The organism is Paracoccus onubensis (assembly GCF_003591515.1).
GTDB lineage: Bacteria > Pseudomonadota > Alphaproteobacteria > Rhodobacterales > Rhodobacteraceae > Paracoccus > Paracoccus onubensis.
This window is the reverse complement of record NZ_QZCG01000006.1, coordinates 32,434-48,958: the sequence shown is the minus strand read 5'-3', so window position 1 is coordinate 48,958 and position 16,525 is coordinate 32,434. Positions and strand designations below refer to the sequence as shown.

The following is a 16,525-nucleotide window of genomic DNA, read 5'->3' as shown; positions in this document are numbered from 1 at the left end:
AATTAGCGGCAAAGCATCCCGAAAGAGAAAACTACATTTTTTCGGGATGCTGCGTTCCTAGAGATGCCGATCTGCCCGTAAAGCTTGTGGACCTTAACGGCTACCGGACTACGCTCCGCCGCAATGACGATGGTGTCGAGAGTCCCCTTGGTTCCGTTGCTTCCCCGTCACACGAATGCGAAGAAGGGCTGTCTTCCAATCCCTCCGCCCACCACTATCCGTCAGGTTGATACATCCGCAAATCAGCAATATGCCGCGATGTTGAAATATGCACCTTTCGCATTGTAAAGTATCACTTTCAGGCGATTTTCAATACGTGCTTTATAACGATCTTCGATGACTGCCCTGTCGGTCGCTGTCAACTGGGCGATGACGGGCGGCCCGCCGATAGCGTGAACCTTTGATTTGCCGTGATCCACGCAGGCATCAAGCGGCAAAAGCAATGGGATTGTTGCCAATATTTTACATATGACACTCTCTAAAGTTCTGTTTCGTTGGATTTCAGGAAATCCGCCAGACATTTAAAAACAATTAATGCGACTGCTCGAAAACACAAAAATTCTTGGTGTTTTCCTCTGCCGTCCTGCCCCTCCGCCCGTTGACCCCGCTGGCCGTCAGGTCTAAACCGTGCCAAGCCAACCCGTCGCGGGGCAGCCAGCAAAATCCCCGCGACCGACAAGGGGATTTCGCCCGTGGAACATCTTCTGCAGGAATATCTGCCGATCCTCGTTTTTGCCGCAATGGCCTCGGGCCTTGCTCTCGTTCTGATTCTTGCCGCGGTCGTCATCGCGGTGCGCAACCCCGATCCGGAAAAAGTCAGTGCGTATGAGTGCGGTTTCAACGCATTCGACGACGCGCGGATGAAGTTCGACGTCCGGTTCTACCTGGTCTCGATCCTGTTCATCATTTTCGATCTCGAGGTGGCATTCCTGTTTCCCTGGGCGGTCGGTTTCGCGGATTTGTCCGAGTCGGCATTCTGGTCGATGATGGTGTTCCTTGCCGTTCTGACGGTTGGCTTTGCCTATGAATGGAAGAAAGGTGCTTTGGAATGGGCGTGATGACCGGTGCCAACACCGCCGGGGCCGATCGCGAGGTCGCGACCCAGGCCCTGAATTCCGAACTGCAGGACAAGGGTTTCCTGCTGACCACGACCGAGGATATCATCAACTGGGCCCGTAACGGCTCACTGCACTGGATGACCTTCGGGTTGGCCTGTTGCGCGGTCGAGATGATGCAGGTGTCGATGCCACGTTATGATGTCGAACGGTTCGGTACCGCCCCGCGCGCAAGTCCGCGCCAGTCGGACCTGATGATCGTGGCGGGTACGCTGACCAACAAGATGGCCCCGGCATTGCGGAAGGTCTATGACCAGATGCCCGAGCCCCGCTATGTCATCAGCATGGGGTCCTGCGCCAATGGCGGCGGCTATTATCATTACAGCTATTCGGTGGTGCGTGGCTGTGACCGGATCGTGCCGGTGGATATCTATGTTCCCGGCTGCCCGCCCACGGCCGAGGCGCTGCTTTATGGCATCCTGCAACTTCAGCGTCGCATCCGGCGCACCGGCACGCTGGTGAGGTAAAAGCCATGACAGCCTATCCCGATCTTGATGCGCTGCAGCAACTGGGTGAGCATATCAGCCTGCGCCGCAACAATTCCGTGCTGGATACACAGGTCGAATTCGACGAACTGACGGTGACCTGCACGGTCAGCGGCCTGCTGGATCTGGTCGAATTTCTGCGCAGTGATTCAAGTTGCCGTTTTTCGACATTGGTCGATATCACCGCTGTGGATTATCCGGCCCGGGCGCAGCGTTTCGACGTGGTCTGGCATTTCCTGTCGATGTATCAGAACCAGCGCATTCGGGTGAAGGTCGCTATCCGCGAGGATGAGATCGTGCCGTCGCTGATCAGGATCCATCCCTCGGCCAACTGGTTCGAACGCGAGATTTTCGATATGTTCGGGATCATGTTCTCGGGCCATCCCGATTTGCGCCGGATCCTGACCGATTACGGTTTCCGCGGTTATCCGCTGCGCAAGGATTTCCCGACAACCGGCTATGTCGAGGTGCGCTATGACGAATCCGAAAAGCGCGTGGTCTACGAACCGGTGAATCTGACACAGGAATATCGCCAGTTCGATTTCCTGTCGCCATGGGAAGGGGCGAAATATATCCTGCCCGGCGACGAGAAGGAGGGGATGAAATGACCGAATTGCAAGGTCAGTGCCTCTGTGGCGCGGTGCGGTTTACCGCCATACCCAAAGGCGGCGCGGCGGTCTGTCATTGTAATATGTGCCGCAGATGGACCGGGGGCATCAATATCGCGGTCGATCTCTCTGAACCGCCTGTTTTCAAGGATGAAAGCAAGCTGGGCATTTACCGGTCCTCGGACTGGGCCGAGCGGCTGTTTTGTTCCCAATGCGGCAGCAGCATCATGTATCGCACCGTTGACGGTGTGCATAACGTGGTTTCCGCCCAGTGCTTCGACGATCCGTCGCAATTCCCGCTCGAAAGCGAAATCTTTATTGACGAAAAGCCCTCCAGCTATTCTCTGGCCGGAGAGCATCCGCGTATGACGGGGGCCGAGTTCATGGCGATGATCGCCCCGGGCAAGGAGGGCTGAGTGATGGACGGCGATATTCGCAATAACAGTTACGATGACGGCAATGCCGATTATCTGACGGGTGAACAGCGCATCCGCAATTTCAACATCAATTTCGGCCCGCAACACCCTGCCGCACATGGTGTTTTGCGCATGGTGCTTGAGCTGGACGGCGAGGTCGTAGAGCGTGCGGACCCGCATATCGGGCTGCTGCATCGCGGTACCGAAAAGCTGATGGAAAGCCGCACCTATCTGCAGAACCTGCCATATTTCGATCGGCTTGATTATGTCGCACCGATGAATCAGGAACATGCATGGTGCCTGGCCATCGAGAAATTGTCCGGCACGGAAATCCCGCGCCGAGCCAGCCTGATCCGGGTGCTGTATTCCGAGATCGGGCGGATCCTGAACCATTTGCTGAACGTGACCACGCAGGCGATGGATGTCGGAGCACTGACCCCGCCCTTGTGGGGCTTTGAAGAGCGCGAAAAGCTGATGGTGTTTTACGAACGCGCCTGCGGTGCGCGGCTGCACTCGGCCTATTTTCGCCCCGGCGGCGTGCATCAGGATCTGCCGCCTGAACTGATCGATGATATCGAGGCATGGTGCGATCCGTTCCTGAAAGTTGTCGACGATCTGGACGGGTTGCTGACCGAGAATCGTATCTTCAAGCAGCGCAATGTCGATATCGGCATTGTCAGCGAACAGGATTGCCTTGACTGGGGCTATTCCGGCGTGATGGTGCGCGGCTCCGGCATGGCCTGGGATCTGCGGCGCAGTCAGCCCTATGAATGCTATGATGAATTCGACTTCCAGATCCCGGTCGGCAGGAATGGTGACTGCTACGACCGTTACCTGATCCGCATGGAAGAGATGCGGCAATCGGTCCGGATCATGAAACAGGCGATCGACAAGCTGCGCGCAGAGCCTGCGGGCGATGTGATGGCGCGTGGAAAGCTGGCTCCGCCACGGCGCGGCGATATGAAGCGCGACATGGAAAGCCTGATTCACCACTTCAAGCTTTATACAGAAGGTTTCCGTGTTCCCGCAGGCGAAGTCTATGCCGCGGTCGAAGCGCCAAAGGGCGAATTCGGCGTTTATCTGGTCAGCGACGGCAGCAACAAGCCCTACCGTGCCAAGCTGCGGGCTCCGGGGTTTTTGCATCTTCAGTCCATCGACTGGATGGCCAAAGGGCATTTGCTGGCGGATGTTTCAGCTATTATCGGCACGATGGATATCGTGTTCGGTGAGGTCGACAGGTAACGGGTAAGGAGAGGCCGTGTGATGGCAACCCTTGTTAATTGGTTCGGCTGGCTTCTGGCGCTGGCGATGATCGGCGTTACCGTATTGCTTGCGTTGAACAAGCAAAGCGGACTGAAGCTGATTCAGCACCGGATCGATATGCTCCCGCAGGCCATGCTGGTTCGATATGCCGGGCTGACGGTGCTGGCTGTGGTGGCGTCCTGGTTTGGCGCCCCGCGCGTGTTGTTTGGCCTTTTGATCGCCATTGCCGTCATCAGTCTTGGTGACACTTATATTTACCGCCGGGCGGGTCATCCGTTCTGGCTTCATCTCGCGATCGGGGGGGCGGCGGCATTCGGCGCCTTCCTGTCGCTATTTGCGATGAACTGAGGGTTTTCATGCTTCGCAGACTTCATCCCGTCCAGCCGGACAGCTTCGAATTCACGCCCGCCAATCTGGAATGGGCGAAAGCGCAGATGACCAAATATCCCGAGGGTCGCCAGCAATCGGCGATCATTCCGGTGTTGTGGCGCGCGCAGGAACAGGAAGGCTGGCTTAGCCGTGCCGCGATCGAATATTGCGCGGCGCTTCTTGATATGCCCTATATCAGGGTGCTTGAGGTGGCGACGTTCTACTTCATGTTCCAACTGCAACCAGTTGGGAAAATTGCCAATATACAGATTTGCGGAACGACGAGCTGCATGATCTGCGGTGCCGAGGATCTGATCGAGATTTGCAAGCGCAGGATCGCGCCGACCCCGCATACGGTTTCGGAAGACGGCAAGTTCAGCTGGGAAGAGGTCGAATGCCTGGGCGCCTGTGCCAATGCACCGATGGCGCAGATCGGCAAGGATTATTACGAGGATCTGACCCCTGCGAAACTGGAAGCGTTGCTTGACGCATTCTCTGACGGAAAAGTACCATTGCCCGGACCGCAGAATGGTCGTTTTGCGTCCGAACCGGCGGCAGGTCTGACCTCGTTGCGGGATCATGGTGGGGGTGGCGGCGAGTTGAATGCCAGTGCGGCGCTTGCCCGCGAATTCGGCGAGACGGTCAAGCGGATCGACGGTACCGAAGTGCCGATTCTGACGAAATGGCTGAAATCGGACCAACCCGCAGCAGCGACGGAGCAGGCTCGGAAAACCGAAACCCGCGAGATCGCTCAAGAGCCCGACCTGCCGGCCGAGGCGGGTCGCCGGCCAGAAGGACTTGATGCCCCAAGGGACGATGCCGCCGATGATCTCAAGCTGATCAAGGGCGTTGGACCCAAGCTCGAAGAATTGTTGAACAGCCTTGGATTCTGGCATTTCGATCAGGTTGCGGCCTGGGGGGCCAAAGAATTGGCCTGGGTTGATGCCAATCTGGAAGGTTTCAAGGGCCGGGCCTCGCGCGATGACTGGGTGACGCAGGCCAAGGTGCTTGCCGAGGGCGGCGAGACCGAATTTTCCAGCCGCGCGGAAAAAGAGAATTTGTATGATAAGGAGTAAGTCAGGAAACCGCTAGGATCGGGAGAAGATGATGTCGACCGCTAATTGCACCAGAAATTGTTGGATCGCCGGGGGCGTGCTTGGCCTTCTCGTGTGGATTTTCACCTCTGGTGTCGGCCCGTTGCGATGGTTCGAAGGCTTGTTTCTGGGCCTGATTGCTGCGGGGTTGATGGGCCAGTTTCTGATCTGGTTCCTCTGTGGCGGCGCGCGTTCGGTCGGCGGCGAAGATTGGCAGCCATCCTCGACGGTTACCCAGCCAGAGCCGGTGGCATCAGCGGTTGGATTTGCTGATATGGCGGCGAAGCGGCAGGACGATCCGGATGATGCGGGGTCCCGGACAGCTGAACCTCCGCAGCGGGCAGAGGGACGCGATGCCGTCATGAAGCAACCGGCAGGCGGTGCCGATTCAGAAGCCGCCGCCCCGAGGTCGACCGAATCGGGAAGCGTCGCATCTGCGGGAGTCGGCCCTGCGGCGCAACCGGCGGCCAAGGACGAAGCGGCAAAAGATGATCTGAAGGAGATCAAGGGCGTGGGTCCGAAACTTGAAGATCTGCTAAGCCAACATGGCGTAACCCGCTTTGCGCAGATCGCGGAATGGGGCGATGCCGAGATTGACCATTTCGCCGAACTGATCGGCCGGATGGGCAGCCGTATCCGCAGCGATGACTGGGTTGGGCAGGCCCGGATACTTGCGGCGGGGGGCGAGACGGAATTTTCGAAGCGCGTCGAGAAGGGTGACGTTTACTGATGGATCACCGGCGCGATCAGGATAGCGGGCAGATGCGGCTGGTCGCCGTTGTCATCGCGATTGCGATGATCGGCTGGCTGGGGATGCAATGGCTTGGCAGTCAATATGGCTGGGCCGCGAAATGGGCCTATCTGATCGATCTTGCCGCTATCGGCGCTTTTGTCTGGTCGCTGCTTGTGACCTGGCGTATTTGGCGGCGCAGGAATGCTTGACGCCCGGATGAAGAGGACAGGAACAGGATGCTGAAAGATCAGGATCGCATATTTACCAACCTCTATGGGATGGGTGACCGCAGTCTGGAAGGCGCGAAGAAGCGTGGCCATTGGGACGGGACGGCGGCTATCCTTGCACGTGGTCGTGACAAGATCGTCGAAGAGGTCAAGGCCTCGGGGTTGCGCGGGCGCGGCGGCGCTGGTTTTCCGACCGGGTTGAAATGGTCCTTCATGCCCAAGGAAAGCGATGGCCGCCCCTCTTATCTGGTTATCAATGCCGACGAATCGGAACCCGCGACCTGCAAAGACCGCGAGATCATGCGCCACGATCCGCATACCCTGATCGAGGGCGCCCTGATTGGCAGTTTCGCGATGGGCGCGCATGCCTGCTATATCTATCTGCGCGGCGAATATATCCGCGAGCGCGAGGCTTTGCAGGCGGCGATCGACGAATGTTACGATGCCGGATTGCTGGGCGCGAATGCCGCCGGGTCGGGCTGGGATTTCGATTGCTACCTGCATCACGGCGCAGGCGCCTATATCTGCGGCGAGGAAACGGCGCTTCTGGAAAGCCTTGAAGGCAAGAAGGGCATGCCACGGATGAAGCCTCCGTTTCCTGCTGGGGCCGGGCTCTATGGTTGCCCGACAACCGTGAACAATGTCGAATCCATCGCCGTGGTGCCGACGATCCTGCGCCGGGGGCCGGAATGGTTCGCAGGTTTCGGGCGTCCGAACAATGCCGGGGTGAAGCTGTTCGGCCTGACCGGTCATGTCGAAAACACCTGTGTGGTGGAAGAGGCCATGTCGATCAGCATGAAGGAATTGATCGAAAAGCATGGCGGTGGCGTGCGCGGCGGCTGGAAGAACCTGAAAGCAGTGATTCCCGGCGGTGCGTCCTGCCCGGTCCTGACGGCCGAGCAATGCGAGACCGCGATCATGGATTACGACGGCATGCGCGATCTGAGGTCGAGCTTTGGCACTGCCTGCATGATCGTGATGGATCAGTCCACCGATGTCATCAAGGCGGTCTGGCGGCTGTCGAAATTCTTCAAGCATGAAAGCTGCGGTCAGTGCACGCCCTGCCGCGAGGGCACCGGCTGGATGATGCGGGTGATGGATCGACTGGTCCGGGGCGAGGCCGAGATCGAGGAAATCGACATGCTGTTTGACGTGACCAAACAGGTCGAGGGCCACACGATCTGCGCTTTGGGTGATGCGGCTGCATGGCCGATTCAGGGTCTGATCCGCAATTTCCGCGAGGAGATCGAGGATCGGATCAAGGCCAGACGAACGGGGCGCATGGGCGCCATGGCGGCGGAATAGGGGGCAATGATGATCGGAATCCGTAACATTGCTGATCGTGCCGGAATTCTGGTTGGCATGCTGGGGCTGACTGCATTGTCCGGCTGTTTCGGCATCGGCGGCCCGGATGCTCCGCCGCCGCTTGCCAGTGCTCAGGTGAATGGCGTGCAATATCGGGTCGATGCGGTTGAAGCCGGCGCGGCGTCCGGCGTCGCGCAATCGCCACTCGACCTTGCCGGCGCCGGATCGGGTTGGGTCGTTAGCCGTACGGATGGCAAGCCGATGACCGCCGCGGATGAACAGGGTGCCTATCGGGCCTTTGCGGTTCATTGCAAGGGGCTGATCGGGCCGGGTAACCTGTCGCAGCATCAGGGCAAGTCGGTCTATCGCTTCCGGGAGTGTAACGAGTGATGATGAACCTGCGTTCAGCCATGCAGATCGCGCCGTCCGGCAGGGCGGTGATTGCGGCTGGCGCGGCTGTGATGGGTTTTGCCGGACATGTGGCGACCTTCACGCATCTTTCACCGAACCGTGCGACCGCGTTCCGTGTTATGTCCGGCAGACATAACAGACCGGAGGCACGAGCCATGAAAGCCCGTAACTGCATGGCGGCAGCAATTGCCGCGACATTGACCCTGACCGCTATTCCCGCCGTCGCGCTGGAGCCGTTGAGCCAGGAGCGTTATATCAATGACCGCCTGATCGCGGCGCGGATCGCCGACCGGATCCGACGGGAATGCCCCTCGATCAGTGCAAGAATGGTTTATGCGTGGTCGCAGGCGCGCGCGCTCAAGAAATATGCGCGCGACAAGGGATATTCCGAAGCCCAGATCGAGGCGTTTCTGGACAGCAAAGCCGATAAGCAGCGCATTTATGCCGTGGCCGAGGATTACATGGCCCGCAATGGCGTGACAAACGGCGATGCAGAGAGTTATTGCCGCCTTGGGCGGGATGAAATCGCGAAGAAGACGGTCACCGGATCGCTTCTGAGCGCAAAGTAAGGATGGAATGATGGCCGAATTGCGGACAATCAAGATCGACGGCAAGGAAATCGAGGTCGATCCCAACCTGACTCTCATTCAGGCTTGCGAGCAGGCCGGGGTCGAGATTCCGCGCTTCTGCTATCACGAGCGGCTGTCGATTGCCGGAAACTGCCGGATGTGTCTGGTCGAAGTGGTCGGCGGCCCGCCCAAGCCGGCGGCCTCCTGTGCCATGCAAGTCAAGGATTTGCGTCCGGGGCCCGAAGGTGCGCCGAGCGAGATCCGCACCAACAGCCCGATGGTCAAGAAGGCGCGCGAAGGGGTGATGGAGTTTCTGCTGATCAACCACCCGCTGGATTGCCCGATCTGCGATCAGGGCGGCGAATGCGATCTTCAGGATCAGGCCATGGCTTACGGCGTCGATTTCAGCCGTTATCGCGAACCCAAGCGAGCTTCGGAGGAGCTTAATCTCGGGCCGCTGGTCGAGACACATATGACCCGCTGCATCTCCTGCACCCGCTGCGTGCGCTTCACGTCCGAGGTGGCGGGGATCACCCAGATGGGCCAGACCGGACGCGGCGAAGACAGTGAGATCACCAGTTATCTGAACGAAACGCTGGCCTCGAACCTGCAGGGCAATATCATTGATCTTTGCCCGGTCGGCGCCTTGGTCAGCAAGCCCTATGCCTTCACCGCCCGCCCGTGGGAACTGACCAAGACCGAGACGATCGACGTCATGGATGCGCTTGGCAGCAATATTCGCGTCGATACCAAGGGACGCGAGGTAATGCGGATCATGCCTCGTAACCATGATGGCGTGAATGAGGAATGGATCAGCGACAAGTCCCGCTTCGTCTGGGACGGGCTGCGCCGTCAGCGGCTGGACCGGCCCTATATCCGCGAGAATGGTAAATTGCGGGTGGCAACATGGCCCGAGGCTTTGACCGCTGCGGCCCGTGCGATGCAAGGCAAGAAAATTGCGGGGCTGGTCGGCGATCTGGCCCCGACCGAAGCCGCCTTCAGCCTGAAGACGCTGATCGAGGGGTTCGGCGGCAATGTCGAATGCCGCACCGACGGGGCACGGCTGCCTGCCGGAAACCGCGCGGGCTATGCGGGGACGGCGCGGATCGAGGATATCGATAATGCCGCGATGATCCAGTTGATCGGCACCAATCCCAGAGAAGAGGCCCCGGTATTGAATGCCCGTATCCGCAAGGCGTGGGCTGCCGGCGCACAGATCGGGCTGGTGGGCGAGGCCGTCGATCTGACCTATGATTACGCCCATGTCGGCACGGATCGAGCGGCACTTGAAAAGCTGTCTTCACAGAAAATCAGCGATGAGACCCGTGATAAGCCGACGCTGGTCATCGTTGGTCAGGGTGCCATCCGAGAGGCCGATGGCGAGGCGGTTCTTGCCCATGCGATGAAACTGGCCGAGAACTCGAATTCCGGGTTGCTGATCCTGCATACGGCCGCCTCGCGCGTGGGCGCGATGGATGTCGGCGCCGTGACCGAAGGCGGATTGCCCGCGGCCATCGAGGGTGCCGAGGTGATCTTCAATCTTGGTGCTGACGAGGTCGAAATCGCCGAAGGGCAGTTCGTGATCTATCAGGGAAGCCATGGCGACAGGGGGGCGCATCGCGCCGATGTGATCCTGCCTGCGGCCTGCTACACCGAGGAAAACGGGTTGTTCGTGAATACCGAAGGCCGTCCGCAACTGGCGCTGCGTGCCAATTTTGCGCCGGGCGAGGCCAAGGAGAACTGGGCGATCCTGCGTGCGCTTTCCGCGGAACTGGGTCAGGCATTACCCTGGGATAGCCTGGCGCAACTGCGCCGTGCCCTGATCAAGGCGGTTCCGCATCTGGCCCTGATCGATCAGGTGCCCGAGAACGAATGGCAGGCTTTGGAACTGGCCGATCTTGGACGCGCGGATTTCAGCAATCCGATCAAGGATTTCTATCTCACCAACCCAATCGCGCGCAGTTCGCCCCTGATGGGGGAATTGTCGCGTATGGCCGCGGCGCGTCATGCGCCGGCCATAGCTGCGGAGTAATCGATATGCTGCCAGCCCCTCGCAAGCCCGTGTTTCGCCTCGCCCTTCTGGGGGTGCTGTTGCTGGCTGGTTGTGGGGCGGGGGACAAGCCGCAGCGCCCTCCGGAAAAGCCCAATTATCTGGTGGCCCGGGTCGGATCCGCCGGTCAGTCTGCGAAAGCAGGGGAGCTGAAACTGGCGCGGGTTTCGACGAAATCCGGTGAAATCCTGATTCTCGAACCGGATGGCGAGGTGACCTCGATGGATCTCGATTCGCCGGAAGGGAAGGAGGCCTTTGCAATCACCGAGGCCGACCTGATGGCGTTGAACGCCAATCTGGATATCGACCTTTCGGGCGTTGCCGGTCCTGCCGAACCCGGTCGGCCACCGCGCAAATCGGCGCAGCAGAAGATGATCGAGGCGTTCGCCGCGCGGACACAGCCGCTTTTGCCGAATATGAGGGAAGGGGCCAAGATCGATCCCGAGGATTTCCTTGCGGTGCAGGTGGTGGTTCTGAATCCCGGCAAGGGTGACGATCTGGTCAGCGTTAAGGCAAATCTGCGTAAAGGGGTGGACGCCGATATCGCCTTTTCGTATGCCACCTGCGCACTGGCCGGGTGGGCGAATGACTCGGGAGCGAATTACGGACGTCATATCCGTACGTTACAGGATACACGTAACGGGAAAGTACTGATCAACGCGGCATTCACGATCTCGGACGAAAAGCCGCTGGGATTGCGGGTCATGGAAACACAAGACGCTTTGCAAGAGTGCAAGGCACGCGGCATTCCCGCGGCATAAGGCAGAGGGACGGGCTATATGGCTGAATTCTGGGCATCCTCTTTGGGCATCGCAATCAGCCTGCTGTTGCAGGGACTTGCGTTGATCGCCTTTGTGATGGGTTCGCTCATCTATCTGGTTTATGGCGACCGCAAGATCTGGGCTGCGGTTCAGATGCGGCGCGGCCCGAACGTGGTCGGACCCTGGGGGCTTTTGCAGACCTTCGCCGACGCCTTGAAATATGTCGTCAAGGAAATCGTCGTTCCCGCCGGTGCGGATAAATTCGTATTCTTCCTTGCGCCTTTCCTGTCGATGGTGCTGGCGCTGCTGGCATTCGTTGCGATTCCCTTCGCGCCGGGCTGGGTGATGGCCGATATCAATGTCGGCATTCTGTTCATCTTTGCCGTGTCCTCGCTGGAAGTATATGGCGTGATCATGGGCGGCTGGGCCTCCAACTCGAAATATCCGTTCCTGGGCTCGCTGCGTTCCGCCGCTCAGATGATCTCATACGAAGTCAGCCTTGGCCTGATCATCATCGGCATCATCATCTCGTCCGGCTCGATGAACCTGACCGCCATCGTCGAGTCGCAAAGCGGGGCCGGGCTGTTGTCGTGGTACTGGCTGCCGCATCTGCCGATGCTGGTGCTGTTCTTCGTCTCGGCACTGGCCGAAACCAACCGTCCGCCCTTCGATCTGCCCGAGGCGGAATCCGAATTGGTCGCAGGCTTCATGGTCGAATATTCCTCGACGCCCTATCTGCTGTTCATGGCCGGCGAATATATCGCCATGTGGCTGATGTGCGCACTGATCTCGCTGCTGTTCTTCGGCGGCTGGCTGTCGCCCATTCCGGGTATTCCCGACGGGGCGCTGTGGATGGTCCTGAAGATGGCCTTCTGGTTCTTCATGTTCGCCATGGTGAAGGCCATCGTGCCGCGTTACCGCTATGATCAGCTTATGCGGATCGGCTGGAAAGTGTTCCTGCCGCTGTCACTGGGCTGGGTCGTGATCGTGGCATTTCTTGTAAAATATGAAGTGCTTGGCGGGTTCTGGACCCGCTGGGCGGGAGCATAAGCTATGGCATTCGATATCGCCCGAGCCACCAAATATTTCCTGATGGTCGATTTCATCAAGGGCTTTGGCCTTGGCATGAAATATTTCTTCGCACCCAAGGCCACGCTGAATTATCCGCATGAAAAGGGCCCGCTTTCGCCGCGCTTCCGGGGCGAACATGCGCTGCGCCGTTACCCGAACGGGGAAGAGCGTTGCATCGCCTGCAAACTGTGCGAGGCGATCTGCCCCGCGCAGGCGATCACCATCGATGCCGAACCGCGCGAAGATGGCAGCCGCCGCACCACCCGCTATGATATCGACATGACCAAATGCATCTATTGCGGGTTCTGCCAGGAGGCTTGCCCGGTGGATGCCATTGTCGAGGGTCCGAATTTCGAGTTCGCGACCGAAAGCCGGGAAGAGCTGTTTTACGACAAGCAGAAATTGCTGGATAACGGCGCCCGTTGGGAAGCCGAAATCGCCCGCAACCTTGCCATTGACGCGCCCTACAGATGACCGACGCTTTCAACAAGATGTTCCAGCAGATGCTGCAATCCGGACAGGAGATGGCGCGCGCCTTCAATCCGGCGCTGGAGCATGTCGATACCAGGGCGTTTGAGAAACTGGTTCCGACCATGCCGTCGGACATGCTGGAGATGTGGTTTGGCAAGACCTTCAACCGTGACGGTCTTGACGCGCGGACGCGGCTGCTGGTGACGATCGCTGCAATGACCGTGCAGGGCGCCCATGCCGAACCGCAGCTTCGCCTGACCATCCGCCATGCCCGTGAAGCGGGCGCCTCCGCGCGCGAGATTGCCGAGGTGATCTATCAGATGGGGATGTTCGGCGGTATTCCAGCGATGCAGAAAGCCCTTGAAATCGCGCAGGGCGTATTCACTGAAGACGAGGACGAGACCGAATGATTACACTTGCATTCTACCTGTTCGCGATCTCTGTCTGCGTGGCCGGATTCATGGTCGTGCTGTCCAGAAACCCGGTGCATTCGGTCCTGTGGCTGATCCTGGCGTTCCTGTCGGCTGCGGGCCTGTTCGTACTGCAGGGGGCGGAATTCGTGGCGATGTTGCTGGTGATCGTCTATGTCGGCGCGGTTGCGGTTCTCTTCCTGTTCGTCGTCATGATGCTGGATGTGGATTTTGCCGAGCTCAAAGGAGAATTTGCCCGCTATCTTCCGCTTGGCGGGCTGATCGCCATCGTCCTGATGGCGCAGCTTGGGATCGCGCTCGGAGCCTGGGAAAGCGCACAGGACGCCGAGGCATTGCGCGCCGTCCCGATCACGGGCGAGGCGATGAACTCGCATGCGATCGGCAACGTGCTTTATGACCATTATATGCTGCCCTTCCAGCTTGCCGGTCTGGTATTGCTGGTGGCAATGATCGGGGCGATCACGCTGACCATGCGCCACCGCCGCGACATCAAGCGGCAGGACGTGATCGAACAGATGCACCGCGATCCAGCCAAAACCATGGAACTGCGTGACGTGAAACCGGGGCAGGGGCTTTGAGGACCGGCAGCATAATTGCAATAGCCATCGGAATCCTGGCAGCGGTTCTTGTGGCAAACGGATATTTCAGTGGGTAAAAACCCTGAGGGACAAGGACGATGATTGGACTGACGCATTATCTCGTGGTGGGGGCGATCCTGTTCGTCACCGGCATTTTCGGCATCTTCGTGAACCGCAAGAACGTCATCGTCATCCTGATGTCGATCGAACTGATGCTGCTTGCGGTGAATATCAATTTCGTCGCCTTCTCGACCCATCTCGGCGATCTGACCGGGCAGATATTCACCTTGTTCGTGCTGACCGTGGCCGCAGCCGAGGCGGCGATCGGGCTTGCCATTCTCGTGGTGTTCTTCCGCAACCGCGGCTCGATCGCGGTGGAAGATGTCAATGTGATGAAGGGGTAAGGAGACATGGCGCAATTCATCCTTTTTGCCCCACTGCTGGGTGCGATCATCGCCGGTTTCGGCTGGCGCGTGATCGGCGAGACGGCGGCGCAATATCTGACAACGGGCATCCTGTTCGCGGCGGCGCTGTTCAGCTGGATCATCTTCCTCAGCTTCGATGGCGAAGTACAGCATCTGCCGGTGTTCGACTGGGTGGTTTCGGGTGATTTCACCTCGGAATGGGCCATCCGGCTGGATCGGCTGACAGCGATCATGCTGGTGGTGGTGACGACGGTTTCGGCGCTCGTCCATCTGTATTCGATGGGCTACATGGCCCATGACGATAATTTCGACCATGATCAGAACTACAAGGCGCGCTTCTTCGCCTATCTGTCCTTCTTTACCTTTGCCATGCTGATGCTGGTGACCGCTGACAATCTGTTGCAGATGTTCTTCGGATGGGAGGGTGTGGGCGTCGCCTCTTACCTGCTGATCGGTTTCTATTTCAGGAAGCAATCGGCGGGCGCGGCGGCGATGAAGGCGTTCATCGTCAACCGGGTAGGCGATTTCGGGTTCCTGCTGGGGATTTTCGGCCTGTACTGGATGACCGGCTCGATCCAGTTCGACACGGTTTTCGAACAGGTGCCGGAACTGGCGCAAACACAGATGCACTTCCTCTGGAGCGACTGGAACGCAGTCGAGGTTATCGCGGTGCTGCTGTTCATCGGCGCGATGGGGAAATCCGCACAGCTTCTGCTGCATACATGGCTGCCCGACGCGATGGAGGGTCCGACGCCGGTTTCCGCCCTGATCCACGCCGCGACGATGGTGACGGCGGGGGTCTTCCTCGTCTGCCGGATGTCGCCCTTGTATGAGTTCGCCCCGGATGCCAAGACCTTCATTACCGTCATTGGCGCGACAACGGCGTTTTTCGCGGCGACCGTGGGGCTGGTGCAGAACGATATCAAGCGGGTGATCGCCTATTCGACCTGTTCACAGCTGGGCTATATGTTCGTGGCTGCCGGTGTAGGCGTCTATTCGGTGGCGATGTTCCACCTGCTGACCCATGCCTTCTTCAAGGCCATGCTGTTCCTTGGCGCAGGCTCGGTCATTCATGCGATGCATCATGAACAGGATATGCGGAATTATGGCGGGTTGCGGAAGAAAGTGCCGCTGACTTTCGCCGCGATGCTGATCGGCACGCTGGCGATTACCGGGGTCGGGATACCGCTGACGCATATCGGTTTCGCAGGCTTCCTGTCCAAGGACGCCGCGATCGAAAGCGCATGGGCAGGCAATACCTATGCGTTCTGGATGCTGGTCATTGCTGCGGCATTCACCAGCTTTTATAGCTGGCGGCTGATGTTCATGACCTTCTGGGGCAAGCCGCGCGGCGATCATCATGCGCATGACCACGCCCATGAAAGCCCGCGCGTCATGACTGTGCCTCTGGGTGTTCTGGCGGTCGGGGCGATCTTTGCCGGGATGGTCTGGTATCAGCCTTTCTTCGGCAGTCATGACCGTGTGGCCGAATTCTTCCATATGGGGCATGGCGAGGCCCATGCCAGCGCCGAGGCCGGGCATGAAGAGGCCGAAGCCGAAGAGGGCACGGGCGAGGAAACCGCTGCCGCCGAAGGGCAGGAAGCGGCAGCACCCGCTGAGGGTGAAGCGGCGACCGGGACTGATCCCGCAGAGGGTGAGGAACAGGCGATTGCCACCGACGTTCCGGCACCGGTCGGCGGCGCGATCTACATGCATCCCGGCAATCATGTTCTGGACGAGGCGCATCATTCGCCCGCATGGGTCAAGGTTTCGCCGTTCATTGCCATGCTTGGAGGATTGCTGGTTGCGTGGCTCTTTTACATCCGTTATCCGCAGGCCCCCGCAAAACTGGCTGCCCAGCAGCCTGCGCTATATCAGTTCCTGCTGAACAAATGGTATTTCGATGAGCTTTACGAAGTCGTTTTCGTCCGTCCTGCCAAATGGCTTGGCCGCAAGCTGTGGACGGGCGGCGACGGAGTGGTTATCGACGGCACCATCAACGGGATAGCCATGGGAATCATCCCGCGTCTGACGCGCTTTGCCGGTCGGGTGCAGTCTGGCTACCTGTTCCATTACGCCTTCGCGATGGTTCTTGGCATCGTGGGCTTGCTGATCTGGGTAATGATGCGGGGAACGCACTGAT

The 16,525-nt window shown here is 59.1% G+C and carries 21 protein-coding genes; 20 read left to right on the top strand and 1 reads right to left on the bottom strand.

The genetic code is table 11. From position 1 onward, the window contains the following. Nucleotides 1-242: 242 nt before the first annotated feature. Complete coding sequence (locus tag D3P04_RS09740) at nucleotides 243-521, bottom strand: hypothetical protein (RefSeq protein WP_182912799.1); 279 nt, start codon at nucleotides 519-521, stop codon at nucleotides 243-245. A 171-nt stretch (nucleotides 522-692) separates the two neighbouring features. Between D3P04_RS09740 and D3P04_RS09735 the strand changes: the two genes are divergently transcribed. The 20 genes from D3P04_RS09735 to nuoL all read left to right on the top strand — a co-directional run bounded on the left by D3P04_RS09735 (nucleotide 693) and on the right by nuoL (nucleotide 16,524). Then, entirely contained in the window at nucleotides 693-1,058 is a 366-nt protein-coding gene (locus tag D3P04_RS09735) for an NADH-quinone oxidoreductase subunit A (protein WP_119748331.1), read from the top strand. Further along, nucleotides 1,058-1,582 (top strand): NuoB/complex I 20 kDa subunit family protein, encoded by a 525-nt coding sequence (locus tag D3P04_RS09730; protein WP_119748715.1) that lies wholly within the window; start codon nucleotides 1,058-1,060, stop codon nucleotides 1,580-1,582. Before D3P04_RS09735 ends, D3P04_RS09730 begins: the two co-directional genes overlap by 1 nt. Before the next feature lie 5 nt (nucleotides 1,583-1,587). After that, nucleotides 1,588-2,208, top strand: coding sequence for an NADH-quinone oxidoreductase subunit C (locus D3P04_RS09725; RefSeq protein ID WP_119748329.1), 621 nt, complete (start codon nucleotides 1,588-1,590; stop codon nucleotides 2,206-2,208). After that, complete coding sequence (locus D3P04_RS09720) at nucleotides 2,205-2,624, top strand: GFA family protein (RefSeq protein ID WP_119748327.1); 420 nt, start codon at nucleotides 2,205-2,207, stop codon at nucleotides 2,622-2,624. The genes D3P04_RS09725 and D3P04_RS09720 overlap by 4 nt, the downstream gene beginning before the upstream one ends. A 3-nt stretch (nucleotides 2,625-2,627) precedes the next feature. After that, the gene (locus tag D3P04_RS09715) at nucleotides 2,628-3,866 is read left to right on the top strand and encodes an NADH-quinone oxidoreductase subunit D (RefSeq protein ID WP_119748325.1); all 1,239 of its coding nucleotides are present in this window, start codon (nucleotides 2,628-2,630) and stop codon (nucleotides 3,864-3,866) included. A 21-nt stretch (nucleotides 3,867-3,887) separates the two neighbouring features. After that, nucleotides 3,888-4,235, top strand: a complete 348-nt coding sequence (locus tag D3P04_RS09710; protein WP_119748323.1) for a hypothetical protein — start codon at nucleotides 3,888-3,890, stop codon at nucleotides 4,233-4,235. Nucleotides 4,236-4,243: 8 nt separating this feature from the next. Next, nucleotides 4,244-5,332: an NADH-quinone oxidoreductase subunit NuoE gene (gene nuoE, locus D3P04_RS09705; RefSeq protein ID WP_119748321.1), complete on the top strand. Its 1,089-nt coding sequence runs from the start codon at nucleotides 4,244-4,246 to the stop codon at nucleotides 5,330-5,332. A 28-nt stretch (nucleotides 5,333-5,360) separates the two neighbouring features. Continuing rightward, on the top strand, nucleotides 5,361-6,080 hold the full coding sequence (locus tag D3P04_RS09700; protein WP_119748319.1) for a hypothetical protein: 720 nt from the start codon (nucleotides 5,361-5,363) through the stop codon (nucleotides 6,078-6,080). After that, nucleotides 6,080-6,292 (top strand): DUF5337 domain-containing protein, encoded by a 213-nt coding sequence (locus tag D3P04_RS09695; RefSeq protein WP_119748317.1) that lies wholly within the window; start codon nucleotides 6,080-6,082, stop codon nucleotides 6,290-6,292. Before D3P04_RS09700 ends, D3P04_RS09695 begins: the two co-directional genes overlap by 1 nt. Before the next feature lie 27 nt (nucleotides 6,293-6,319). Further along, nucleotides 6,320-7,615, top strand: coding sequence for an NADH-quinone oxidoreductase subunit NuoF (gene nuoF / locus D3P04_RS09690; protein WP_119748315.1), 1,296 nt, complete (start codon nucleotides 6,320-6,322; stop codon nucleotides 7,613-7,615). 6 nt (nucleotides 7,616-7,621) lie between these two features. Then, on the top strand, nucleotides 7,622-8,005 hold the full coding sequence (locus D3P04_RS09685) for a hypothetical protein (RefSeq protein WP_119748313.1): 384 nt from the start codon (nucleotides 7,622-7,624) through the stop codon (nucleotides 8,003-8,005). Continuing rightward, nucleotides 8,005-8,595, top strand: a complete 591-nt coding sequence (locus tag D3P04_RS09680) for a DUF5333 domain-containing protein (protein WP_232844970.1) — start codon at nucleotides 8,005-8,007, stop codon at nucleotides 8,593-8,595. The genes D3P04_RS09685 and D3P04_RS09680 overlap by 1 nt, the downstream gene beginning before the upstream one ends. A 10-nt stretch (nucleotides 8,596-8,605) precedes the next feature. Beyond that, nucleotides 8,606-10,627, top strand: coding sequence for an NADH-quinone oxidoreductase subunit NuoG (gene nuoG / locus D3P04_RS09675; protein ID WP_119748311.1), 2,022 nt, complete (start codon nucleotides 8,606-8,608; stop codon nucleotides 10,625-10,627). A gap of 5 nt (nucleotides 10,628-10,632) precedes the next feature. Next, the gene (locus D3P04_RS09670; RefSeq protein WP_119748309.1) at nucleotides 10,633-11,406 is read left to right on the top strand and encodes a hypothetical protein; all 774 of its coding nucleotides are present in this window, start codon (nucleotides 10,633-10,635) and stop codon (nucleotides 11,404-11,406) included. Between the two features lie 18 nt (nucleotides 11,407-11,424). After that, nucleotides 11,425-12,456, top strand: a complete 1,032-nt coding sequence (nuoH, locus tag D3P04_RS09665) for an NADH-quinone oxidoreductase subunit NuoH (RefSeq protein ID WP_119748307.1) — start codon at nucleotides 11,425-11,427, stop codon at nucleotides 12,454-12,456. Nucleotides 12,457-12,459: 3 nt separating this feature from the next. Next, nucleotides 12,460-12,951: an NADH-quinone oxidoreductase subunit NuoI gene (nuoI, locus tag D3P04_RS09660; RefSeq protein WP_119748305.1), complete on the top strand. Its 492-nt coding sequence runs from the start codon at nucleotides 12,460-12,462 to the stop codon at nucleotides 12,949-12,951. Next, complete coding sequence (locus D3P04_RS09655; RefSeq protein WP_119748303.1) at nucleotides 12,948-13,358, top strand: carboxymuconolactone decarboxylase family protein; 411 nt, start codon at nucleotides 12,948-12,950, stop codon at nucleotides 13,356-13,358. Before nuoI ends, D3P04_RS09655 begins: the two co-directional genes overlap by 4 nt. Continuing rightward, nucleotides 13,355-13,957, top strand: a complete 603-nt coding sequence (locus tag D3P04_RS09650) for an NADH-quinone oxidoreductase subunit J (RefSeq protein ID WP_119748301.1) — start codon at nucleotides 13,355-13,357, stop codon at nucleotides 13,955-13,957. The genes D3P04_RS09655 and D3P04_RS09650 overlap by 4 nt, the downstream gene beginning before the upstream one ends. A 98-nt stretch (nucleotides 13,958-14,055) precedes the next feature. Next, entirely contained in the window at nucleotides 14,056-14,361 is a 306-nt protein-coding gene (nuoK, locus tag D3P04_RS09645) for an NADH-quinone oxidoreductase subunit NuoK (protein ID WP_119748300.1), read from the top strand. Between the two features lie 6 nt (nucleotides 14,362-14,367). Next, a complete protein-coding gene (gene nuoL / locus D3P04_RS09640) occupies nucleotides 14,368-16,524 on the top strand; it encodes an NADH-quinone oxidoreductase subunit L (protein WP_119748298.1) in 2,157 nt (718 codons plus the stop codon). Nucleotide 16,525: the final 1 nt, after the last annotated feature.